This is a genomic window from Microcoleus sp. CAWBG640, from assembly GCF_020883015.1.
GTDB classification, from domain to species: Bacteria; Cyanobacteriota; Cyanobacteriia; order Cyanobacteriales; family Microcoleaceae; genus Microcoleus; species Microcoleus anatoxicus.
Map to the genome: position 1 here is coordinate 1 of NZ_JAHRFC010000172.1, position 4,167 is coordinate 4,167.

General features: G+C 45.0%; 1 protein-coding gene and 1 pseudogene. One reads left to right on the forward strand and one right to left on the reverse strand.

From position 1 onward, the window contains the following. The coding region (locus AAFP11_RS29755) for a DUF4347 domain-containing protein (RefSeq protein WP_341740243.1) at positions 1-3,448 on the reverse strand (3,448 nt) is incomplete at its 3' end. Between the two features lie 517 nt (positions 3,449-3,965). On the opposite strand from AAFP11_RS29755, the pseudogene AAFP11_RS29760 reads away from it, so the two are divergent. Then, positions 3,966-4,167, forward strand: a pseudogene (locus tag AAFP11_RS29760) (carboxyl-terminal protease); the annotation flags it as partial.

Genomic DNA, 4,167 nt, shown 5'->3' on the forward strand with positions numbered 1-4,167 from the left:
GTGGCGTCGGTGGAGTTGGTGGAGTTGGTGGAGTTGGTGGAGTTGGTGGAGTTGGTGGAGTTGGTGGAGTTGGTGGAGTTGGCGTCGGCGTTATATCGTTATCAGTAATGGCGACAGTGACAGGGGCGATCGCACTTCCGTTATATTTCCCGTCCGTACTTGTCACCGCATGATTAATTGTGCCACTGTGAGCACCTTCGACAACTGCGTCGTCAGTCGCGATCGCAGTCACAGTTTGGGCAACATTCCAGTTAGCAGCATCGAAGGTAATGGGGGCGATCGTACTTATTTGATTTCCCGCAGCAAAACTAATAGTCACTGGCGCTGTTGGTTGCGAATTCAACTTAATTTTATAACTGCCATTAGCACCGCCTTCTGTCGCCACTGTACTGGCGGGATTAACCGTAATTCCTGCTGCATTGCTGTCGGTATTAGTAACGCTAACATCCGAGGGATTAAAGTTGTTGTAATTGCTATCGGTACTCACAGCAGCGCCAGTAATAATGCTGTAAGTTTGACTCCCATCAGCAATATTGTCGCTAACACCCGTTGCCGTTACTGTCTGCTGCTGGTTCCAGTTATTCGGAGTGAAAGTGAGATTTTGGACAGCAACCGTTCCCTCTGCTGGATTGGAACTGCTCAAACTAATAGTAACAGGTGCTGTCGGCTGGGTGTTGAGCACAACTGAAAAATTAGCAGTTCCTCCAGCTTCGGTAGTAGTTAATCCTGCTGTAGGATTGACAGTAATTCCTGGAATTTCGTTATCGGTGTTGGTAACGCTGACATCATCAGGATTGAGATTGTTGTAATTGCTATCGGTGCTAGTAGCAGCAGCAGTAACAATATTGTAAGCAATATTGCCATCAGCAACATTATCGTCAACACCAGTTACTGTGACTGTTTGCAGTTGATTCCAATTAGCAGGAGTGAAAGTTAGTGTTGGTGTCGCAACGCTTCCTTCTGCGGGATTGGAACTGCTTAAACCCACAGTCACGTTAGCGGTTGGTTGACTGTTTAGCTTGACACTAAAACTAGCATTACCGCCCGCTTCAGTTGTTACCAATCCGGTAATTGGATTGACGATAATTCCGGGGCGATCGTCATTAATAATCGTAGTTGTCGCAGTAGCAGTACCAATTGTTGAAATGCCGCTGGGAAGCCCACCATTAGGCAATGTCACGGGATTTGAGAGAGTGACAGTAATAGTTTCGTCTGGTTCAACGCTACCATCACCCAACACATCTAGGGTGACAGTTTTTGATGTTTCACCCGATGCAAAATTAATCAAGCCAGTTGTACTTCTTCCGCCAGAAGTGCCGCCGATATTGTTATAATCACTGCCGTTAGTTGCTGTTCCGCCAATTGCATAATTGACAGTACCTGCTGAATCAGTACCGCCACTGCGACCGACAGTAAATATCAGCGGATTTGTGCCAGAGTTGCCTTCAGGAATAGTACCGGTGCTAGCACCAACTGTGTAAATAATCGGATCGTTAGCTGGAATGGTGATGGTACTTTCAGGGATTGAACCTAGGGCGATCGGCAGTGAATTTGCCGGTTGTGTACCAAAACTGAAAACAACTGCTTCATCTATTTCTGCAAGGTTGTCTGGCTTGATAGTGACAGCTATATTTTGAGTCAAACTACCACTACCTGCGGGAAAGGTGAGAGTATTAGTAGAAAGAGTATAGTCAGAACCTTGAGTAGCTGCGGCAGTTCCAGCAGGAACGGGTAAAGCAGTTGCGATCGGGATAATTAGATCGGAAAATCGCAAGCCATTTTCGATTGTTACAGGAATATTAACAGTCGCATCTGCATCTCCTTCAGGGCTGCTGGACGCAGCAGTACCAAAACTTGCTTTCAATAGCAAATTCAACAGAATTGAAACTCTGTTGCTGCCAGTATTCGCAGCAGCAATATCTGGTCTTTTATCGGAGTTAAAATCGCCAATCGCGATCGCACTAGGAGAGGTTCCCCCAGTATTATAATTAAACGGCCCGTTAAACGTTCCTTGACCTGTTGCAGTTAAAATTGAAACATTATTAGAACCGACGTTCGCTACAGCTAAATCGGGTTTGCCGTCAGAGTTGAAATCAGCAACGGCAATATCATCAGGACTTCCCCCAACATTAAAGTTAGCAGGATTGCTAAAAGTGCCTTGACCTGTTGCTAATAAAATTGATACGTTCTGACTCCCTGAATTAGCTACAGCTAAATCCGATCGCCCGTCAGCATTAAAATCACCAACTGCGATCGCACTAGGACTTGTGCCGACAGTCAAATTAACAGAAGTGCCAAAAGTGCCTTGGCCTGTCCCTGAGAAAATAGCAATGCTGTTAGCAGGATTCCTGGTTGTAGCAACGATATCGAGATTGTTGTCGGTGTTAAAATCTCCGATCGCGATCGCTAAAGGGCTGGTTGCACTCCCCACACTGTTAAAATTACCAAAAGTTCCTTGATTTGTACCTAAAGCAATAGAAACTTGATTGTCTTCTGCCACCACTAAATCAGCAAAGCCATCTTTATTAAAATCCCCCGCAGCGATCGCCTGTTTACTGATTCCCGCACCAAAGTTGTTAGGATTGCTAAAGTTGCCTTGACCTGTCCCTAACAAGACATAAACTCCCCCTCCTATATCGCCGCCAATTGCTGTCGATACAGCTAAATCCGGCAGCGTATCTCCATTAAAATTGCCCGCCACAATACCGCTGGGAGATCCTGCACTCCCCAAGGTCAAGTTAGTAGCTGTGCCAAAATTACCTTGACCTGTTCCCAACAAAATCGAAACACTGTCAGAAGTTCTGTTAGCTACGGCTAAATCGAGAAGCCCATCTCCGTTAAAGTCCTGGCTGACGATCGCAGCAGGATTGGTTCCTGTCGTCAAGCTATTAGGTGTTTGTTTAAAGGTATTGAGAACATGGCTGTAAACTGCCATAAGTTCCGGTCTAAAAGCTTTAGATGCTTGAATTTTCCCTACTGTTGCTGTCAGTTCCCAGTCGCCGCCCAATGCCGCACAACCTGTCAAATTTTCAGAAGCAGCAACACTTGCGCCTGTTAGTTGACTCAGACTTTTTATAAAGGCTTTACCGATATTTCCTTGGGCAACATTGCAGCCGTAAATAAGTATTTCTGCCTGGGGTGTTAGCGATCGCCCCCATTCCTTAATTGCCAGGGCGAAATTGCCCGCGCGATCGCTCAACTTTTCCCAACTCAATTCAACGTTCCCCAGTTGCACGCAACCGGGATTTCCGTGGGCAATAATGTGAATTACTGAAAATTGCTCTCCCTGCAAAGCTTCGGCAATTTGTTCCAGGCCGTTGCGGTTTGACTCTAATTGAATTACCTCGGTTTCAGGGATAACGCCGTCGATTAAGGTTTGAGGGTCGGGGACGGCAGCATCGATAAATGCGATCGCTTTTTGGAAAGTTTTATTAATATAGTTTAACATAACTCACCTGCTCAAATTTAATTAAGGTGAATCTAGGATACGCTATTATTAGTAAGGTTTTTCAACGTAGGAACCTAAAAATAAGCTCCATCCCCACTTTCGGGCATAAAAATTTACAGAACTTTGTATAAGTTTAAAAATTAGGATGTAATTAATACTTAGCAGAAAGGTTGATCGAGAGACAAAAGTTGGTTCGATGTCAGTTTCCGATCGCGTCGAGTCAATTCGCTACCGCGCACGCAATCGAGAGCCAATTAGCAATTACCAATTACTCATTACCCGGTAGCCAAATATACATTTCCCCCCAAGTATCCGAAAGAGGCGAACTCTCAAATTACCAATCCTGCAATTACCTATTACCTATTACCTATTACCGACCCCAATGCGTACCTCATGTTACTGAGAAAGGCTATAGCCGTGAGTTTAGGATACAAGTTAAATCTGTAACAGCATTCCCAGCGCAGAAACGTAAAATACAGAGAAAATGTAATACTTACTTATATTTTCCAAAACAATCATGCACAGACGAGTTTTCCAGACGGCAATTTTATTTTTCCTCCAAGTCGCCCTGGTTTTTGGGTCTTGGGCGCAACCTGCAATGGCGCTGACTGATGAACAGAAGCTATTGAACGAAGCTTGGCGAATTGTCAACCGCTCTTATGTGGACGATACCTTCAATCATCGAAACTGGAGGTCGATTCGCGAACAGACTATCAAGG